Here is an 18,549-nt window from a genome sequence, read left to right as displayed (position 1 = left end):
GATTTTTGGCTGGCATACACTATAACTAATGATTGCTTATTTTTTTATATTATACAATCTAGCTGCGTCTCAGCTTATCTGTAGATGCTCTTTGTGCAAAATCGGGTCTGTCATCTACCAAAAATCATCAAAAATCAACCGCAAGCAATCTTGTGTCTGCTAAAAATATGCAATGAAATAAGAAATAAGTTTGTAGTTAGGACTAAATCTCTCTGAAAATGCTGTGGACTAAAGTCATCACTACAAACCTATTTTATTCAAGGTAACTTAGCGGATACACTCTCAAATCAGTTTGAGGCAACCGGTTTTAATGGCAGTTAGACAGATGTTTCAATCTATGTTATGCTGAGTCAAAAGAGAGGAATCATTATGTCAAAAGAAAAAAAAAGCAACAAAGAAGTCAAAAAGCCCAAGAAACAGCCTGACGCTGCGGCTAAGCCGAAGGATGACAAAAAAAAGTCATGGTAGCAGTGACGGCAGCAAGTAGAGATAGCAGCCGATTTCGGGATGGCTATTAATGCTGTGCAATGGTCATTACTACAATTTCCAACATCGAAATATCCCTTTTTGGGATAATCCGAAAATCTGTTTCTTATGTCATGTCGCTCGAAGAAGCTTAATAATCAGATTCGTATGTAGTGAGGAATTTAGTCTTCTGGTTATCAAGACTAAAGTTCTCACTACAAACCTTGTTTATTATTGGCAATTGAGCGAACACGATATTTTATTTAGGGTATGTACAGTTCAGTTTTTAGCTATCAATATCAAATATTCCCTTGCCGCATTTAACACATCCTATTAATCTACTAATAAAAAAATATCTCGATCGCCCAAACAGCTCAAAATCCGCTCATAGAGATATCTCAGTCACCGCAATATTACCCTCAAAACACACGTCAACATCAGTTCCCGCCGCCCGATCGCGCGAGCCATATTCTCCGGCATAATAAAAGTATTCTCCCTCCACCCGGTAAACCACAGGCAGCGGCTGCGTCGAAGGCTGGCAAAACACAATTTCCGGTTCCGCACTTCCCGGCGCTAAATGCGGCAAATTCACATTCCAAAAACACCCCGACTTTGGTTCCCGGTTCAGCAAATCCGCCAACACCCGCGATGTCCACCGAGTAGCGACATCCCAATCTATTTCGAGCGGCCTTTTAATCCGGTGGGAAATTGCGATTCCCGGAATACCGTGCATGGCGGCTTCCCGCACAGCCGCAACCGTACCCGAAATATACACGTCAACCCCCAAATTGCCACCTGCGTTAATACCCGAAAGCACCAAATCCGGCTTCGCACAAAGGTGATGAAGAGCAATACGCACGCAATCGGCAGGTGTTCCCCCTACAGCATATTCCACGGACGATCGCCGATCGACATGAATCGGACTGTGAGCCGTCACCTGATGCCCGCAGCCCGACAATTGCCCCTGCGGAGCCACCATAATTGTTTTGCCTTCTACAGCCTGCAAAAGTGCCTGAATCCCCGGAGCGTCGATGCCGTCGTCGTTGGTTAAAATTATCGTCATTGAAAATTTGTCTGTTAGTAACGTTATTGTGTCACTGGCGGGCGAGTCGAGGCAATCTCAAATTGTAGGGTGTCGCGGGGATTCTGTCGATTTTAGATTTTAGATTTACTTCACAGATGAATCTGGGAGATTGAACAAAAGTCTAAATTTTGGGTTCTCCACGCCGTACTTTAGTGGCTCAAACCCGCTATCTGCGCCCGGGAAGAGTTACTAATTCCATATTTACTTTCGCGTACATCAGGCGATCGACCAACACATTTCTCAATATTTGTATAATATATTACTTAGTCTTAGTAACATTACGTAGTCAGCGGTTGTGACAACCGATGATACCGAAAGTTGCAATAACGGATAGTTAGGCGTGGAATGCCTCAGCAGCAGTCATCCTAGCCTTGGCGATACAACCACGTTTACGAAAGGTTTATTCTTAAACCTCGCAAAATATTGTTTTGGTAAAGGTATCAAAAATGTATAGACAAAGACCTTTACATGATAGATGATGTAAATACATACCGAAATAAATCAATAAAGTCAATCCCCCAACGATATAAAAAAGGATTACTCTTATGAAAACCAACTTCGCCCAACCACTAACCGCCTGTATAGCTACTGCTGGTTTAGTTGTTGCTTCTTCATTACTAACTGCAACGCAAGCCCAAGCCTTCAGTTTATCCGTGGCTCCTCAGTACGGTACGACCAACGGCATTGGCACCGGCGCTACTGCAACATTGGACTTCAACTTTGTCCAAAGTGGAGCCGACTTGCTCCTGAATTTGGGCATCACCAATACCACTGGCACTAAGACTACAGCCGGTGGCGCAACCAACTCTTCTCTCGTTGGGGTGGCATTTGACGTATTGAGCGGCGTTAATGCATCGGTTAAATCGACCGCAGGCAGCAATTTTACAGCGTTTTGGAACAATGTTGATATTAGTGGCTTGCACAACGGTTTCGACTATGGCATTAGCATTCCGCGCAAAGAGTTTGATGGTGGAAACGCTAATGGAGGCTTATATAAAAATCAGTCTTCTTTGGTTAGCTTTTTGCTAACTGGCAGCAGTCTGAGTGCGGCTCAGGCAGAAAGTGCTTTCTTGACGGGATTTCAGAATGGTACGCTCAAGGCAGGGGTTCGCTTCCAACAGGTAGCTGGGTCTAATGTTGGTAAGAGTGACAAAGTTATGGCCGGAGTTTCGGCTGATGCTGAGCCAGTACCCGAACCAACTACTATTGCAGGCATGGTGATGGGGTTGGGAAGTTTAGTAGCAGCACGCCGCAAGCAGGCAAAAAAAGCTCTTGCTTAAATTTTCTCAGGGGTGCAGGTCATCCATCGGCAGAAAAGCTCGTCGCATTTCTAGTGGATTCAGGTTAACTTCTAGTATCAACTCATAAGAGCCAGCGCAGCTATAGTGCTTCTGGCTCTTATTTTTGTTCTTCACCTTGACAAAATGTAGATTTTGTCAAGGTGAAGAACAAAAAATTTGCGAGACCCGAATTTCCCAAAAAATTGACCTAAAATCCCAAAATCCCCAGAAAATATCAACCAACTTGTGGTAAGGTTTTTTGTCGGTTGCTATGTGGTAATCTTCTGCAAGTTCAGTTAAACGCGCTCTCAGCAATGTTTTTGCCAATTTTCCCCCTCGCTCAAACAATCGCCGCACCTCCCACCCAACAGCAACTGCTGATCCAGCCAGAAGTTCCCCTACCGGAAAACGAACGGGATGTGCAGCCGCCGCCGCCAAGCAGCAGCCCGCTGAATACTGTGACAGTGCCCCAGCAAGTGCGCGTTTTGCCGGGAAAACTCGACAACATTCCCGTTTTCAACAGCAACAGCCCGGAAGTCGTGCAAACCGAAGGCATTTTGCTCTCCACATTTCCCCAAGAAGGTAAACAAGTACCTTCTGCACACTTAAACTTTCCCTTCAAAAATCGATTTGATATCTTCGCCCACCACATCGCCAAAGCTAAAAATCGCAACGAAACTCGCACCTTATTTCAAGGAATAATTGTCTACAATCCCAACTCGGAACCTGTTACTTTAAAAGTCTTGCAAGGAGCTACCTATTTAACTCAGCCGGATGCGTTGTTTGTCGATTTGCCCTCGTATTTAGAAAATCGATTCGGCACAGTGTTTGCGGGGCCTGGAAGCCGGATTACCAGCGATGTGCTGCGGGGGTACAGACAAGCCATTTTGCCCGCTGCGATCGAAATTCCGGCGAATCAGAGCCGAATGCTGATGAATTTGCCGATACCTGTGGGGAATATTAGGCCTGCTTCCAACGGTCGATCGACTTTGATGCGAATGTCGAGCAGCAATTCGGTTTATGTTGCTAGTTTAGCAATGTTTGCTCCTCCAACTAAAAATGGAGTCGAACAATCTCCGACTTTAGAAGAGTGGGAAAATATTTTAAATACCAAAGGTTTAGCGGGGCCGAGAGATTTGGCACCAACTCCGCAAGACGAAAATCCGCTGCAAAAAATTTACGGCCGCGTGGCGGGAGTAGCTGAAGGTTCGGAGTGGAAAGCTAAAATTACTGATAATTCGAGAACCGATTATTTAACTGTTCCCAAGCGCGGCGAGTCATTTTCCTATGCTCTGAGCACTACGGATACGGGTACTTTTGGCACAGGCCAAATTCAAAGCGCTAAAATGTTAGCTCGCTATCCCGATACTGCTTATTTTGCTCACGGCAATTACGGAATTCAATACAACTTAGCTTTTCCGCTTTATAACAAATCTCGCGAGTCTCAATCGGTGAGTATTAGAATGCAAACACCGATTAAAACAAATACAAAATCGGGGGGATTGATGTTTTACGATCCGCCGGAAAATCGGATATTTTTCCGAGGTACGGTGCGGGTGATATTTAATGACGATACGGGTAAGACTTTGACGCGCTACATTCACATCGTGCAGCGCCGGGGACAGCAGGGGGAACCTTTGGTGAATGTGAATATGAAGCCGGGGGAACGCCGTTTGGTGCAGGTGGATTTCTTGTATCCGCCGGATGCGACGCCGCCGCAAGTCTTGACTGTGCGATCGAGTAATTAGTTTATAGTCAGTAGTCAAAGGTTTGTAGTGAGGACTTTAGTCCGCATCAAGAAAAACTAAAATGTAGTCCATTGGGCTTTTTTTACCAAAAAATTGGGTCTAAAGCCCCGTCCTTATAGGATGGCTTTAATTACAAGAACTGTAAAAACTTGTTAAGTATACAGACTTATGGGTAAAAATTTTAGCAAAAGTGATAAACTATTCCAATGATAGTTTTAGAGTTTAAGTTGAAGGGCAAAGCGGAGCAATATCGAATCATCGACGACATGATTCGGACGGCTCAATTTGTCAGAAACAAAACTCTTAGACATTGGATAGACAACCAAGGAATTAAGTTAGTAGATCTGTACAAACAATGCGCCATCATGGCGAAAGAATTTGAATGGGCAGGCCAGCTTAACTCAATGGCGCGTCAAGCTTCGGCTGAACGTGCCATTTTTGCTATTCAACGTTTCTTCGCGAATTGCTTTCGCTAAGAAGCCCGGAAAAAAGGGCTACCCGCAGTTCAAAAAGTACACTCGTTCCGTCGAATACAAACAATCCGGCTGGGCGCTTTCTAGCGACAAAAGATGCCTAACATTTAAGGATGGCTTTGCTGCTGGAAAATTCAAGTTAATTGGTAGTCGGGACTTGCATTTCTCAGCACCCGATGAGATCAAGCGAATTAGGGTAGTGCGTCGTGCTGACGGCTATTATGCCCAATTCTGCATCAACATTGAATGAAAAGAGGAACCCATTTATACTGGTAAAATTATCGGCATAGATGTGGGATTAAACCACTTCTATACTGACAGCGACGGTGACACAGTTCCACATCCTTGGTATCTCCGTAAAAGCGAAAAATCTCTGAAGAGATTGCAGAAGCGAGTTTCTCGGAAAAAGAAAGGCTCCCAAAGCCGGAAAAAGGCAATCAACAAGTTAGGAAGAAAGCACCTAAAGGTGAGTCGGCAGCGTAAAGACTTTGCCATTAAGACGGCGTTGTACGTGGTGAAATCTAACGATTTTGTAGCCTACGAAGACCTTCAAGTGCGTAACATGGTCAAGAACCACAAACTTGCTAAATCAATTAGTGATGCCGCGTGGTCACAATTTGCCGAATGGTTAGAGTATTTTGGAAAAGTGTACAGCAAAACAGTTATCGCTGTTCCACCACAATACACATCTCAGAAATGTTCAAACTGTGGCGATATTGTTAAGAAAACTTTGTCAACCCGAACACATATTTGTGGTTACGGAACGATATTAGATCGCGATCGCAATGCCGCGTTAAACATTCTAGCTAAAGGCTTAAAAGCTCATACAGGAATCGATTTAAATACGGTGGGGCACACCGGAATTCACGCTGGGGGACAGACTGATCTCTACTCGCTGGTGGTGACATCAACGAGCAAATCAACTGGATGATCCAAGAATCCTCGCGCCTGATAGCCGGGGAGTGTCAACTGCTCACGCACTTGCCCATGTAGCACTCTCATCAGCTCTTCTATCACTCCCTGTGTTCGCCACTGCAAGTAAAGCCAATATACGGCCCTTGTAAGGGGGCCAATCCTTGGGTAGGTCTTACCAATTGCAGCCATTTTTTAGTTGATAGAAGATTCCGTCTAAGATTTCTCTTTTTGTCCAGTTACATGGTTTTAGTTAGCTTCTTCCTGGGCAATATCTCATGTAGTATGGGTTCAATTATTTCCCATTCTGAATCCGTTAGACTGCTACAATAAGGCATGGCTGCTGCTGGATAATGCTTTTGCGGTCACGTATAACAGCATAAAAGATGTCAAACGGGTTTTATAGAGGCTCAAAACGTTTGCACCTTGGTTGTTCGTCTCTGGCTAAATTTGGGAATTCACCAATAAACCTACTATTTTTCAAGCTGTGTAGCCTCGTTTTTCCACTGCGTACACTTTTTCAGCAAGCCCTAAGTAGAAATCATTGACAAACGTCTTAAGATGAAACCCTTGCCTGACAAGGCTTTCAGAGATGGCGTGAAAAGTAAGGACAACATCCGTTGCACCAAAAAGTCGCGGCACTCCGTTCTTAGATTGAACCCGATCGCTTTTGACCAGTTTGTTTGGTTTAAAATATAATAAAGTTTTTCCTGAATCATGAGAAAATAAATTTTACTGGCATATCTATAGGGGAACATCCATCATGGCAAGAAGTAGTAGCGGATTTTGGAGCGATTTCTGGAAGTTTTTAGTTCAGGGAAATGTCCTTGAACTGGCAGTTGCCGTCATCATTGGTGGAGCCTTTGGAAAAATCATTGATTCTTTAGTCAAAGATATTATTACTCCCATTCTTCTTAATCCTGCTTTAACGGCTGCGGGAGCTAAAGACCTGGAAAGTTGGGCACCAGGAGGTATAAAATGGGGTGTTTTCCTGGCATCTGTAATTAGTTTTGTGATTATCGCCTTTGTTATTTTTCTATTACTCCGAAGCGTAGAATCTGCAAAAAAAAGATTAATTCGTCGGCAAGCAGCAGAAGCAGAAGCAGAAGTTGCACTTGTTGATGCTGCTACTCTCAACCAGGAAAAGATGACAGAAGTTTTAGAACGCTTAGCAAAAGCATTGGAATCGCGTGGTATTTAGAGCCTACGTAAGTAACCAAACGAAATTAATTAGATAAAGACTCTTTACGCTGTAAGGCTTTCAGGGGAGATTTTGTGTAGTTAATTTTGTACAACTACTTAATACTTGATTTTTAGGGGATGCAGGCAAAAGTTTAGGCTGTTATCTCCTTTTTTGCACACTAAGACTAAAGATATTTCAAAAGCCTTCTTTGCGATTTCGTAACCTGCATCCTGAATCCAAAGTTTGGTGGTAATAAACAGTATTTTTCATAATTTTCCTTTTACGTGTTTCCGAATTGCGTGCTTTTTTAACGCTGAGAAATTACACGTTATTAACGTTCAATTTGGAGATGCTTTCTTTATTATCGAGGGTATGGCTGTAGGCATAGTTCAGGCCTATAGAACCCATTTGACATCTATTCCAGACTTATTACCACAACTAGGTTTGGGGCGAATCAGTAGAATCCTAAATTTAGGCTAGAATAGTTGCCCTGTAAGGATTTTACAAAAGATGTTAAATGGGTTCTATAATCATAAAAATCCTTTTTGCAATACTGAGATGTTCCCGACTGAAGTCCTGACTACGAACCTCAGAGTAAGGTTTGTAGTCAGGACTTTAGTCCTAATTAAAGTGTCAAAGATTGAGGATTTGTCTCAATCAATTTGGCTAAATCTTTCAAGAAAGATGCAGCGTCAGCACCGTAAATTACTCGGTGATCGCAAGTAATATTCACCTGCATTTGTCGCTTCACTCCCATCAAACCTTCCTCGTTTGCTACTACTTGCGGCCGCGAAGAACCGATCGCCAAAATCGAGCCTTGATTCGGCGGCAAAATCGCGTCAAACTTATCTACTCCAAACATTCCCAAATTGGAAAGAGTAAAAGTTCCCGTGCTGTATTCATCGGGTTTTAGCTGTTTGGTGCGGGCGCGATCGACTAAATCCTTCCAAGTGCGGGAGAGAGAATATATGTCGAGGCGATCGGCATTTTGCAACACCGGCGTAATCAAACCGCCGCCCTCCATCGCCACCGCTACCGCTACATTAATATCAGCGCGGTGTTGAATTCCCGACTCTACATAACAAGCATTCAGCAGAGGATGTTTTTGTAAAGTTACTGCTACAGCCTTCGCCAGCATAGCCGTCATCGTGACGCCCTTCGACTTAATTTGTTTGTAGAGTTTGTCGAGATTGTCAGTAGTAATTGTGTAACCCACGCGGAAACAGGGCACGCTCAAACTTGCTTCCATGTTGCGTACCACCGCATTTTGCAGCGCGTTCATCGGTACTCTGTTACCGGAAAGCGCCACTGCTGGGACTGGTGCGGGTGCAGGTTTGGCTGCGGCGGGTGCGGCTGCGGCGGGTGCGGCTGCGGCGGGGACTGTTACCTGTTGTTGAACCGGGGCTGGTTGGGCTTTACCGGCTGCTGCTTCCACGTCTTCTGCAACAATGCGACCGTTGGGGCCGCTGCCTTTGATCGAATTCAAATCTACTTTAAATTCTTTGGCTAATTTGCGAGCGCGGGGAGAAACGACGCTGCGGCCGTTTTGGCGGCTGACGTTTTGCTGCAAACCTGCTGATGCGCTAGCTGCGACTGGGGCGGAGGCTGCTGGGGCTGGGGCGGAGGCGGAGGTTGCGCCTGCTCCTTGTTTCTGAGCTTCTGCAATTTCGGCTTCTGTTTCTGCGACTAGGGCGATCGCGGCTCCCACCGGAGCAACTTCGCCAGCTTCTACAATAATTATTGCTAGATAGCCTTCGTAGAAAGACTCGACATCCATGTCGGCTTTGTCGGATTCAACTACGACTACGGTTTCGCCCTTTTCTACTTTGTCTCCGGCGGATTTGACCCAGGAAACAATTTTGCCCTCTGTCATGGTAGAACTCAGGGCTGGCATGAAAACTTCGCGAATCATCTGTAAAAAGTCCTTTTGATTTGGTAATTGGCGATCGGTATTTGGCGATTGATAATTGGCGATCGGCAATCGGCAATAATTATTATGCCAGCCTCTAGTCCGAAGATGTGCGACTATCAACTCAAAATTACATACCAATTAGCAATTACCAATTACCAATTACCAATTTCTAACTTCTAAATATCACCTCGAATTTCTTCAACTATGCCGTCGCGGAGTAGAATTTCTACTTGCATTTTTTGAATCAAGTTTTCTCCCATCCCGACGGTGAACGTGCCGTCAATTTGACCTTGACTAACTTCTTGTTCGAGGTCTAAAACCTGTACTTGTTGGAGTTGTTGCAGGTTTTGGTTTTTTTGTTCTAGCAGTTCGCTTTTTCTTTGATTCACTTGCACTTGAATGTTTTCTATTTGCTGGGTTACTTGCGGGCCTGGGGGTTGCAGGTTTTGCTTTTGGATTTCAGAAATCATCCGGCTCCCTTGCATTTCTAGCTGTTGTAGCTGAGAATCTATTTGGTTGATTTGGCCTTGGAGTTGTTGTTGAGCTTCTTCTTTCCAGCGGGGAGTAACGATGACTTTCACGCTAATCGATCGCTTCAAGAGTAATTGTGGTTCCATGTTGTTGCTTGTCAATTATCAAGGGGAATTAGTCATTAGTCATTCGTCCTAAGTCATCCGTCATTAGTCATTAGTTCGCAAACATTTCCTAATGACTGAGGACTCGGATTCGAGACTAGGGCATTGGTGTCAACTTAACCTTCAAACCTACGATCGGTCTTCTGTCTGGCGATTTAGACCAGATCCCGCCTAGCCCAGGGCGGGCACGCCCCTAGGTCGGGGGGGATAAGAATCTTCTCAAAGTCAACCCCTCTTCTTAAGGGGATGCGAGGGGGCTCTGGCCTCTGCTATCAACGAGAGATACAAAGGTTTTCAGGCGATTGTTGACACCAATTGGGACTCGGTTGTTGGGATCATTTTTGCTTTTCCATTCCCCAAGTCCTGCGAATATTTTCAAAACATCCCGTCAATCATATCGCGGTAGTGTTCAGTCACAACCGGGCGCTTAATTTTCAGGGTCTGGGTCAACATTCCATTTTCCATTGAAAATGGCTCCTGAATTAACCGGAACGGGCCGATGCGATCGTCCGCGCGGTATCCAGGGCGATTTTTCACCTCCCGGTTCAACTCTTGGCGGAATAAGTCTTGAATTATCTTGCTATTCCAGTCAATTTCCTGTATGGGCGGACTCTGAGTTTCGCCCCATTTGAGTAGGGCTTCTGAATTGGGGACAATTAAGGCGCCGATCGATTTCTGGTCTTGACCTACTACGATAATTTGGTCGATGTAGGGGCTGCGGATGCAGGCATCTTCGATCGGCTGCGGTTCGATATTTTCGCCGTTGCTGAGGACGATCGTATCTTTGGCCCGCCCGGTCAAAACTAAGTCGTTTCCAGGTGTCAGCCAGCCTAAATCGCCGGTGTCAAACCAGCCCATCGAGTCCATCACCTTTGAGGTAGCTTGGGGATTGAGATAATAGCCCGCCATGATTTGCGGCCCTTTTGCCAATACCAAGCCGCGCTGGCCCGGAAGCAGTTGTTGCCGAGTCTCCGAGTCTACTATTTTAATTTCCGTACCTGGAATAGGCCCTCCGGCAGAACCTTTAAGATTGTGCCAAGGGCGGCGGACTGTCAAAACCGGGGATGTTTCGGTTAAACCGTATCCCACCAACAAACCGATATTCGCAATTTCAAAGAAATTGTCTAAATGCGCGGCCAAAGAACCGCCGCCGCTGATTGCCCACTTAAAACGTCCTCCCGTAGCTTCCCGGACTTTTTGGTAAACGAGTTTTTCGGCAAGGGCGTAAACGGGCGACAACAGAATGATTTTGATCCGGGCGATCAAGTTTTCAGCAACTGAGGCAGGTTGTAAATTGAGAGTTAATCCTTGGGAAATGCGGCGGGCTTCTATGTATTGTTGGCTGGCAGATAACAGGAAATTCACCAATTTTTGTTTGTTGGGCGGCTGTTCCCGAAATTGCTTTTGTACTGCCTCGTAAATCGATTCCCAGATGCGCGGAACGCTAACCATGTACTGGGGTTTGTAAGTTTTAAAGTCTTGTTTGAAATAGCGAATGCTGGTGTAAATTTGGGTGCATCCTTGGGAAAACATGAAATATTCAACCGTGCGTTCGTAGGCGTGCCAACTGGGGAGGATGCTGAGAACGCCATCGCCGGCTTCGGGCTGGAGAATTGTCCCGAAGGTGGTGATTTGGTGCAGCAAGTTGCCGTGGGTCAGCATAACGCCTTTGGGTTTGCCGGTGGTGCCGCTGGTGTAGAGGAGAGTGGCGAGGGTTTGCGGGTTGTGGTTGGTGGGTTTGAGGGTGCTACTTGCCCCTGTGGCCATGACTTCGGAAAATTTGACTGTGTTGAGGGTTTGGTTGGTTTCTGGTTCTTCGTCGGAGAGGAGGACGACGAGTTGAATGGGTAAGTCGGGGAGGCGGTGTTGGAGTTTTTTGAGTAATGCCTGGTTTTCGACTACTAAGGCGGTACTGCCGCTGTCTTGGATGATGTGCAGGAGTTCTCCGGGGTCGGCGGTGGCACCTCGAACGACGTTGGCGGCCCCGGCGGTCATGATGCCTTGGTCGGCTATCAGCCAGCGGGGGCTGTTGTCGGCGAAGAGGGCGACGCGGGGAGGGATTGCTTCTTCGGGATTGGATTCGATGCCTAGGGCTTGCAAGCCGCGGGCGAATTGCTGGATTTGGTGGTAGAGGTCGGTGTAGGTGAGTTTGATTTCTGGCTGGCTGTGGGGATCGTGGAGGGCGACGGTTTGGGGAAATCGCTGTTTGACGATCGCCCAAATTTCGGGTACGGATTTAATGGAAGTATAGTCGATCAGGCGGCTGAGGTTAGCGCGATCGCGATCGGTCATTTGAGGCAATGTGTAAGACGCTGGGCCGTTCATAGGGTATTTTCCGGGGTTTTCGGAGATAAAGTTATTGGGTACAAGTTTAATATCAGAGCTATTTTAGAACTTTGTGGCAGTCTCGTGACAGTTTGCCAACCTGCCATTGTTTATTTAGAAAATTAGGGATACAAAATGATGAAAATTATAGTTGCACAAAAACAGATTAATTTATCAAGGTTGATAGTATTTGCTTGGAGTGCGATCGGCCTAGCATCCTGTGGAAATAAGCCTTCCAAGTTAGTCGCAGATCCGCAACCGGGAAACAATAGACCTTCCGCGTTAGTCTCCAAACCGCAACCGACAAAAAGTGAACGAACATTTGCTGATTGGTGTCGCCAAAAAGCTGATTTGAGTCCTGAAACTAAACATACTGTTGATGTGCTGTTGAAGGAAGCAGGGACTACTGATTGCGATGCTGCTAATCAGAAACTTTCTCTTCTCACGGAGCTGTTTCTCATTGACAATAATATCGGCGACATCAAACCGCTAGCATCCTTGACTAATCTGACACAGCTCTTGCTCAACAACAATAATATCGGCGACATCAAACCGCTAGCATCCTTGACTAACCTGACACAGCTCTACCTCAGCAACAATAATATCGGCGACATCAAACCGCTAGCATCCTTGACCAATCTGACACAGATCCACCTCAGCAACAATAAGATAGATGACATCAAACCGCTAGCATCCTTGACGAATCTGACGAATCTCGACCTCGGCAGCAATACTATCAGCGACATTAAACCGCTAGCATCGTTGACTAACCTGACATTTCTCCGCCTTAACAGCAATACTATCAGCGACATCAAACCGCTAGTATCCTTGACTAACCTGACTTTGCTCTACTTCAACGAAAATCAGATCGACGACATCAAACCGCTAGCATCCTTGACTAACCTTCAGTCTCTCGGCTTCAGCAACAATCAGATAGATGACATCAAACCGCTAGTATCCTTGACTAACCTGATTGGACTCTACCTCAACGAAAATCAGATCGCAGACATCAAACCGCTAACATCCTTGACTAACCTTCAGGTTCTCAGCCTCGACAACAATCAGATCGCAGACATCAAATCGCTAGCATCCTTGACTAAGCTGACTTCGCTCTACCTCCGCAACAATCAGATCGCAGACATCAAACCGCTAGCATCCTTGACTAAACTGACTCGGCTCTACCTCAACAACAATCAAATCAGCGATATCAAACCGCTAGCATCCTTGACTAACCTGATTCAGCTCAAACTCGACAACAATCAGATCGCAGACATCAAACCGCTAGCATCCTTGACTAACCTGATTCAGCTCAGTCTCGGCGACAATCCGATCGCACCCAAAACTTGCCCTCTCAAACCAGAGTCTATCTGTCGGTGGGAACCACAAAATAAACTATAATACCGATGTTGTGGTTAGTAAATTAACTCAATCCGCATGATAAATACCTAAAGCAGTTCGGCGATCGGTTACGATCTAGATATCCAGAAATCTCAAACAAAAGTGTTTACTTATCATGCCCACTGTTAAAATAGAAGCCCAAATCTCAGCCTTAGATTTACTTCAAGCCGTTCAGCAATTAAGTCAACCTGAATTAGAGCAATTTATTGAGCAAGTTCTCCAATTGCACGCTAAAAATATTGCTCCTAGTTTGCCAACACAAGAGTCTGAATTATTGCTAAAAATTAATCAAGGTTTGCCTGAAGAATTGCAACATTTATATCAAGCATTAATTGACAAGCGCGATCGAGAAACTTTAACAGAATCAGAGTATCAACAACTCTTAGAATCAACTGAGCAAGTAGAAAAATATCAAGCTCAACGCTTAGAATATTTAACTCAGTTAGCTCAAATACGTCAAGTTTCTCTTACCAATTTAATTACACAAATGGGGCTCAAACCAATTAGTAATGACTGATAGCAAACTTACTCTTCAACTCAAACAAGAAGTTAGATCGAGAGCAAAAAATTGCTGTGAATATTGCTATTCTCAGGAAAAATTTGCTACCCACACTTTTTCTGTCGAGCATATTCAACCTTTAAGTAAAGGTGGTGACAGAAAGCTTGATAATTTAGCATTATCCTGTCAAGGATGTAACAACTATAAATACAACAAAACTGAAGGGAAAGATCCCATGACTGGAGCGACGGTCGATCTTTATCATCCCCGACAACAAAATTGGCAAGAACATTTGAGTTGGAATCAAGATTATACTCTAATTATTGGTTTAACGCCTATAGGAAGGGCTACGGTTGAAATTTTACGCTTAAATCGAGAAGGTTTAGTTAATCTACGACGTATTCTCTATGCAATGGGAGAACATCCTCCTGTATGAACTCGCCACTCATCAATACCATCCCACAGTTCAGAAATAGGATGTAATTTGCCTTCTTTAATTTGCTGGAGGGAGGTACGGAGGCTGGCTAGGACGAGTTCGGCGGGTTCGTCATCGGCATCTGCGGGCGGACTGACAATATGGCGGTTTATTAATAGTTGGTAGAAGTCGTCCGCTGAAATTTTAGCGAGTTGAGCGGCTTTATCGAGACTGAGGCTGTGCTGCTGATAAAGTCCGATCGCCAATTCGATCCTCACATCAGCTTCAGTCAGGGGGAGATTGTCGGGAAGGTCGATCGTAATTTGCATGATTTATAGTAATCTTAGGTTTGTATAGGCTTTTAAGTGCGATCGATACAGATTCATTAAACTTTGATTGATTCGCTGTATTCTTCAAGATTGAAACGAGTAGATATATCAGCACTTTAACAGTGCTGGGGGTTTGTGGCCCACCTTACCTCCACAATAATTTATCTCTTGTGGAACAGGCCGGAAAGCCTGTTCTTGACAATGGTGCAATATCTCAAATTCAAGTCAACCTAGGGTGCATCGCCAATCACAACTCTCGCCCCACAACGCCGGATTAAACCAGCGACGCACCCTACAACTTATCACTTCAGTAAACCCTATTGAACCTGTATCTCAGCTTTTTGAGAGGGGTTGACGAATACTCACCTATCTAAAGTATGAATAATCGCGAACCCGCCCGATCTAATTTATGTTATATTGCAACTCATATCCCCAGATAATTGACTGAAACGGGCATTTTCTCGGTAGTCTACCGGACAGTCAATCACGCAGGGAACATCTTGAGCAAGCGCTTCCTTCAGGATAGGAATCAAATCGCTAGCAGCTTCCACGCGATAACCTTTTAAACCCATACTTTCGGCAAATTTTACAAAGTCGGGATTGCCAAATTTGATGAAATCTGAATGGCCAAACTGATCTTCTTGCTTCCATTCAATTAACCCGTAGCCGCCGTCATTAAAGATGAGAGTCACAAAATTAGTACCGACGCGCAACGCAGTTTCTAACTCTTGACAGTTCATCATAAAACCGCCGTCGCCGGTGGCTGCTACTACTTTGCGATCGGGATAAACGAGTTTTGCAGCCACCGCGCCGGGAATCGCAATTCCCATTGCCGCAAATCCGTTGGAAATTAAACAGGTATTAGGGCGATCGCAATGATAGTGCCGCGCGATCCACATTTTGTGAGCTCCCACATCAGATATGACAATATCTTCCGGGCCCATGACTTGCCGCAAATCGTAAATGATTTTTTGCGGCTTGATCGGGAAACCGTCGTCTGCTGCATATTGTTCGTACCCAGCGCGAATATCCGCCCGCAATTGCTTCGCAAAAGGGTCTACTTTTTCCATGCGATCCGCGCGCTGCAAAATTTCATTGAGGGAATCAGAAATATCCCCCACAACTTCTACAATAGGAATATAACTGCTATCAACTTCTGCAGGCAAAGCTCCAATGTGAATAATCGGAATTTTCCCGTCAGGATTCCACTTTTTCGGGGAATATTCAATTAAATCGTAGCCAACAGCAATCACTAAATCCGTTTCTTCAAAAGCACAGCTAATGTAATCTCGCTTTTGCAATCCCGTCGTCCAAAGTGCCAAAGGATGAGTGTAAGGAATTACGCCTTTGCCCATAAAAGTATTAGCTACTGGAATATTTAATCGAGTAGCAAATTCTGTCAAAGTATCGCTGGCGTTAGCGCGGACTGCGCCGTTTCCTACTAACAGCAAAGGACTTTTTGCCTTAGAAATTGCTATGGCTGCTTTATTCAGGCTTTTGTAAGCGCCAAAAGTTTTTTCGCGGTTGTCTTTGGTGAGCGGCTTTCCTTCCACAGGCATTGCGGCGATGTTTTCTGGCAAGTCAATATGAACGGCTCCGGGCTTTTCGCTTTGAGCAACTTTAAAAGCTTTGCGGACGATTTCTGAGGTAGTGCTGGGACGGACAATCTGAGCGTTCCACTTAGTAACAGGCGCAAACATAGCCACCAAATCTAAGTATTGGTGCGATTCTATGTGCATTCTGTCTGTACCGACTTGTCCGGTAATTGCTATTAGAGGAGCGCCGTCTAAGTTGGCATCAGCAACTCCTGTCATTAAGTTAGTTGCGCCGGGGCCCAAGGTGGACAAGCAAACGCCGGCTTTGCCTGTGAGGCGGCCGTAAACGTCGGCCATGAAGGCTGCGCCTTGTTCGTGGCGAGTAGTAATAAATTTAATTGAAGAGGTTCTTAGGGCTTCTAAAACTTCTAAATTTTCTTCTCCGGGAAGTCCGAATACGTATTCTACGCCTTCGTTCTCTAAACATTTGACAAGTAGTTGAGCTGTGTTCATTTCGGCTTTTTCCTATTTAAATGGAGGCGGTATTTTTGACAAATCTTTCGTCAAAATACTAGATTAATTTTAACCGCTAATGAATGCGGATTGACGCAGATTAATTGATGTTTTGACGAAAAATTTGTCAAATTTTGTTTATTTTACCCACACTGTTTTGATGTTGACAAATTCGTGAATTCCTTGGATGCTCAATTCGCGTCCGTAACCGGAGCGTTTGATGCCGCCAAAGGGCAGTCTGGGGTCGGATTTGACTAAGCCGTTAATGAATACTGCGCCGGCTTCTAGTTCCGAAATAAACCGATCGCTCTCTGTTCTTACTGTAGTCCAAGCTGCGGCACCCAAGCCAAAGGATGTGCTGTTAGCTAGGGCGATCGCCTCATCGATGCCTGCAACCCGGAATACTAAGGCTACCGGGCCGAAAAACTCTTCTTGACGCGCCGCAGCATCCGCAGGAATATCTGACAGGATAGTTGGTAAGTAAAAATTGCCCGCCTTCTCTGACAGCGGGCGGCCGCCAGTGAGAAGTTTGGCCCCCGATTTGATACAGGTTTGCACTTGACTGTCCAATTCTTTGAGGATTGCTGGGGTAGCTAAAGGGCCGATATCGGTTTCGGGCAACATCGGATCGCCTACTTTTAATTGCTCGAATTTTTCGATAAATCCTTTGATGAATTCGTCGGCGATTTCTTCTGCTAAAATAAAGCGTTTGGCGGCGATGCAAGATTGGCCGTTATTCAGCATCCGCGATGTGACTGCTGTTGATAAAGCTAATTCTAAATCGGCGCTGGACATTACAATAAATGGGTCGCTTCCTCCCAATTCCAACACTACTTTTTTGAGATTTTTGCCGGCATTTGCTGCCAAACTTTCCCCAGCGGGTTCGCTACCGGTGAGAGTTGCTGCTTTGATGCGATCGTCCGCAACTATCTTAGCTACTTTGTCGGCTCCCACTAACAAAGTTTGAAAAACTCCTTCGGGAAAGCCAGCTTCCGCGAAAATTTCTTCGATTTTCAAGGCGCACTGCGGCACGTTGGAAGCGTGTTTGAGCAAGCCGACATTGCCCGCCATCAGCGCCGGTGCGGCAAACCGAAAAACTTGCCAAAATGGGAAATTCCAGGGCATGACGGCTAAAATAACGCCCAGCGGTTGGTAGCGGACAAAGCTACTGCTAGCGTCGGTGGTTGCCGGTACGTCTGCCATAAATTGAGCTGCATTTTTGGCGTAGTAGCGGCAAACTAAGGCGCATTTTTCTATTTCGCCGATCGCCGATTTGAACGTTTTGCCCATTTCCAGCGTCATCATTTCGGCGTAAATTTCGCGATCGCGCTCCAAGATATCCGCAGCTTTTTGCAGCCAACTTGCTCGCTGCTCAAACTGCAAGTCGCGGTAATTGTTAAAAGCTTGCTGTGCTAATTCCAGCTTAGCTTCAATTGCCTCATCCGTTATCTCCTCAAAAGTTGAGAGCGTTTCTCCCGTTGCTGGATTGATAGTAGCAATAGTCATTGTTTCATCTCCTTTTCAAAAAACACAAAACTCCCTTATAGTTTGCAAGCTAACTGGGAGTTGTTGTATAGATGTATTACAAAATTGAAATTTGCCAGCCATACTTTTAGGTCTTCCTAACTTGCAACTCCCGATATTTGTTTAAATGTCTCAATTTTCAATTATACGGCAGGGGAGCAATCGCAAATCTTAAGAAATTTTGTTATTAAAGTTTATGTTCGCCGTCAACCTGTTTGAAACCGACTGCACCTGTCAAACAGACATCTTGCACCATTGTCAAGAACGGGCCGCAGAGCCCGTTCCACAAGAAAATTCATCTCTTGTGGGATGGGCAGGA

Annotated in this window: 13 protein-coding genes and 1 pseudogene; 7 read left to right on the top strand and 7 right to left on the bottom strand. The window is 45.2% G+C overall.

Features of this window, described 5'->3' with window-relative positions; all coding sequences use genetic code 11:
• Nucleotides 1-850: 850 nt before the first annotated feature.
• On the bottom strand, nucleotides 851-1,528 hold the full coding sequence (surE, locus tag QUA01_RS02180) for a 5'/3'-nucleotidase SurE (RefSeq protein WP_333089534.1): 678 nt from the start codon (nucleotides 1,526-1,528) through the stop codon (nucleotides 851-853).
• 566 nt (nucleotides 1,529-2,094) lie between these two features.
• Here surE and QUA01_RS02175 point away from each other — a divergent pair.
• The 4 genes and pseudogenes from QUA01_RS02175 to mscL all read left to right on the top strand — a co-directional run bounded on the left by QUA01_RS02175 (nucleotide 2,095) and on the right by mscL (nucleotide 7,163).
• Entirely contained in the window at nucleotides 2,095-2,829 is a 735-nt protein-coding gene (locus tag QUA01_RS02175) for a PEP-CTERM sorting domain-containing protein (RefSeq protein ID WP_333089535.1), read from the top strand.
• 314 nt (nucleotides 2,830-3,143) lie between these two features.
• Nucleotides 3,144-4,577, top strand: a complete 1,434-nt coding sequence (locus QUA01_RS02170) for a DUF3370 domain-containing protein (RefSeq protein ID WP_333089536.1) — start codon at nucleotides 3,144-3,146, stop codon at nucleotides 4,575-4,577.
• Between the two features lie 206 nt (nucleotides 4,578-4,783).
• A pseudogene (locus tag QUA01_RS02165) lies at nucleotides 4,784-5,981 on the top strand (RNA-guided endonuclease InsQ/TnpB family protein).
• Nucleotides 5,982-6,725: 744 nt separating this feature from the next.
• Nucleotides 6,726-7,163: a large conductance mechanosensitive channel protein MscL gene (mscL, locus tag QUA01_RS02160; protein WP_194067975.1), complete on the top strand. Its 438-nt coding sequence runs from the start codon at nucleotides 6,726-6,728 to the stop codon at nucleotides 7,161-7,163.
• Nucleotides 7,164-7,770: 607 nt separating this feature from the next.
• On the opposite strand, the gene QUA01_RS02155 is transcribed toward mscL, so the two are convergent.
• From QUA01_RS02155 to QUA01_RS02145, 3 genes are all read right to left on the bottom strand, one after another.
• A complete protein-coding gene (locus tag QUA01_RS02155; protein ID WP_333089816.1) occupies nucleotides 7,771-9,057 on the bottom strand; it encodes a dihydrolipoamide acetyltransferase family protein in 1,287 nt (428 codons plus the stop codon).
• 176 nt (nucleotides 9,058-9,233) lie between these two features.
• Nucleotides 9,234-9,674, bottom strand: coding sequence for a YlqD family protein (locus tag QUA01_RS02150; RefSeq protein WP_194011841.1), 441 nt, complete (start codon nucleotides 9,672-9,674; stop codon nucleotides 9,234-9,236).
• Nucleotides 9,675-10,067: 393 nt separating this feature from the next.
• Nucleotides 10,068-12,017, bottom strand: coding sequence for a long-chain fatty acid--CoA ligase (locus QUA01_RS02145; RefSeq protein ID WP_333089541.1), 1,950 nt, complete (start codon nucleotides 12,015-12,017; stop codon nucleotides 10,068-10,070).
• A 135-nt stretch (nucleotides 12,018-12,152) separates the two neighbouring features.
• Here QUA01_RS02145 and QUA01_RS02140 point away from each other — a divergent pair, with 135 nt between their 5' ends.
• The 3 genes from QUA01_RS02140 to QUA01_RS02130 all read left to right on the top strand — a co-directional run bounded on the left by QUA01_RS02140 (nucleotide 12,153) and on the right by QUA01_RS02130 (nucleotide 14,350).
• The gene (locus QUA01_RS02140; RefSeq protein WP_333089542.1) at nucleotides 12,153-13,415 is read left to right on the top strand and encodes a leucine-rich repeat domain-containing protein; all 1,263 of its coding nucleotides are present in this window, start codon (nucleotides 12,153-12,155) and stop codon (nucleotides 13,413-13,415) included.
• A gap of 115 nt (nucleotides 13,416-13,530) precedes the next feature.
• Nucleotides 13,531-13,932, top strand: a complete 402-nt coding sequence (locus QUA01_RS02135) for an STAS/SEC14 domain-containing protein (protein WP_333089543.1) — start codon at nucleotides 13,531-13,533, stop codon at nucleotides 13,930-13,932.
• Nucleotides 13,925-14,350 (top strand): HNH endonuclease, encoded by a 426-nt coding sequence (locus tag QUA01_RS02130; RefSeq protein WP_333089544.1) that lies wholly within the window; start codon nucleotides 13,925-13,927, stop codon nucleotides 14,348-14,350. Before QUA01_RS02135 ends, QUA01_RS02130 begins: the two co-directional genes overlap by 8 nt.
• Here the strand turns inward: QUA01_RS02130 and QUA01_RS02125 are convergent.
• The 3 genes from QUA01_RS02125 to QUA01_RS02115 form a co-directional block, all read right to left on the bottom strand.
• Nucleotides 14,320-14,658, bottom strand: coding sequence for a UPF0175 family protein (locus QUA01_RS02125; RefSeq protein WP_333089545.1), 339 nt, complete (start codon nucleotides 14,656-14,658; stop codon nucleotides 14,320-14,322). The genes QUA01_RS02130 and QUA01_RS02125 overlap by 31 nt on opposite strands.
• A 407-nt stretch (nucleotides 14,659-15,065) precedes the next feature.
• Nucleotides 15,066-16,706 carry an acetolactate synthase large subunit gene (locus QUA01_RS02120; RefSeq protein WP_194067973.1) on the bottom strand — a complete coding sequence of 547 codons (1,641 nt, stop codon included), beginning with the start codon at nucleotides 16,704-16,706 and terminating at the stop codon, nucleotides 15,066-15,068.
• Between the two features lie 138 nt (nucleotides 16,707-16,844).
• Nucleotides 16,845-18,212 (bottom strand): NAD-dependent succinate-semialdehyde dehydrogenase, encoded by a 1,368-nt coding sequence (locus QUA01_RS02115; RefSeq protein ID WP_194067972.1) that lies wholly within the window; start codon nucleotides 18,210-18,212, stop codon nucleotides 16,845-16,847.
• Nucleotides 18,213-18,549: the final 337 nt, after the last annotated feature.

Origin of the sequence: Microcoleus sp. S36a_B3 (assembly GCF_036700745.1) — a bacterium.
Lineage (GTDB): Bacteria > Cyanobacteriota > Cyanobacteriia > Cyanobacteriales > Microcoleaceae > Microcoleus.
Note: the sequence above shows the minus strand (reverse complement) of the source record. Positions and strands in the feature narration are given on the sequence as shown.